Annotated in this window: 1 pseudogene; it reads left to right on the forward strand. The window is 57.5% G+C overall.

The features are described 5' to 3' along the window. Positions 1-225 precede the first annotated feature (225 nt). A pseudogene (locus tag CFR80_RS18650) lies at positions 226-570 on the forward strand (transposase); the annotation flags it as partial. Positions 571-668 lie beyond the last annotated feature (98 nt).

Below are 668 nucleotides of genomic sequence, written 5' to 3' on the forward strand. Positions count from 1 at the left end.
GCTCTCGCATACAACTGCAAAAGAATGGCACGGCTTCAGGCGGCATAAGCCGGGTCAGCCTCGGCCTTATAACCCTCAAAATGACCAACCCGACAGGCTGTTAGAGCCTGTTTGGAAAGTCATGGATGAGCGTTTCTTCGGATGAGATTGGCCCCCATGGCGACGAAGATCATGGCCTGTGAGAGCCTGTTTGGAAATTCGGTGAGGGTGTGATTCAAGCCCTGGATGTGGACGCCAGAGCAGAGAGGCCGGATGGCCAGTATCACCCGCAAGACGAAGCGCTATCCGTCTGACATGACGGATGAGGAATGGGCGCGGATCGCGCCACTGATGCCTGAGCCTGGGCGCATGGGACGTCCGCGGGAAATTGAATTCCGCGAAGTGATCAACGCGGTGCGCTATCTGGTCCGCTCGGGCTGTGGCTGGCGAATGTTGCCGATCCATTTCGGGCATTGGCGAACGGTCTATGGCTGGTTCCGGGAACTGGCGCGGCGTTTCCTGTTTCAGACGATCCACGATGTTGAATTGATGCTCGATCGGGAGCGGATGGGTCGTGAAGCCAGTCCGTCTGAGGTGGTCCCGTCCGTTCGGACAGCTTTGTGGGCTTGATAAGCTATACCCGGTTGTTGTTATGCCGCCCTTCTGACGGCGTTGCTGTTGGCTATCTG

The organism is Komagataeibacter oboediens (assembly GCF_003207815.1).
Lineage (GTDB): Bacteria > Pseudomonadota > Alphaproteobacteria > Acetobacterales > Acetobacteraceae > Komagataeibacter > Komagataeibacter oboediens.